Annotated in this window: 1 protein-coding gene and 1 pseudogene; both read right to left on the bottom strand. The window is 45.2% G+C overall.

Translation table 11 applies throughout. The annotated features are described in order from the left end of the window. On the bottom strand, window positions 1-204 hold a 204-nt coding region (locus R7R24_RS27530), incomplete at its 3' end, for a nitroreductase family protein (RefSeq protein WP_318120243.1). 179 nt (window positions 205-383) lie between these two features. Further along, window positions 384-660 (bottom strand): annotated as a pseudogene (fadH, locus tag R7R24_RS27525) (NADPH-dependent 2,4-dienoyl-CoA reductase); the annotation flags it as partial.

Below are 660 nucleotides of genomic sequence, written 5' to 3'. Positions count from 1 at the left end.
TGCAATCGCGGCTTTCACCAAAATATCTGATAGCTTCTTCAAACCATCACCTTGAGCAATCACAAAACGCCAAGGGGTTAAGCCCGCATGGTCAGGAGCACGAAGACCTGCACGAATAATATTCTCCAACGCTTTGCCCTCTGGTGCTGGCGCAGATAATTTGGCGATAGAGCGACGGTTAAGCAAAAGATCGAGAGCTTCCATGAGCGAGTCCTTATTGAATCTAACTGTTATTTTCTTTGCTGCTCACTTTAGCATAATCCTCTCACTCGAATAACAATCTGTCTTTTAGGGATTATCGTGATGATTCACACAAACCGAGAGCAACAGAAACAAAAAAGCTGCGCATCACACGCAGCTTTTGAGTCATACAAAGCTCGATGTTATAGCTTCACAGCAAGTTTTACGCCTTGGCGAATTGCGCGCACTGCATCCAACTCACCGGCATGATCAGCACCACCGATGATATGCAGTTTTTCACCAAGTTCAGACCACTTGTCTTCAAACGGACGTACTGATTCCTGTCCCGCACAAATAACAACTTTATCAGCCTCTAAAAGCTGCGCCTTACCATCTACATGAATGTGTAAACCGTTGTCATCAATTTTGTCATAAGACACGCCACCAAGTAGATGCGCTCCGGGTTTTTCTAATGTGCGT

This window comes from Vibrio sp. 704, assembly GCF_033339295.1.
This window is presented reverse-complemented; position numbering and strand designations above follow the sequence as displayed.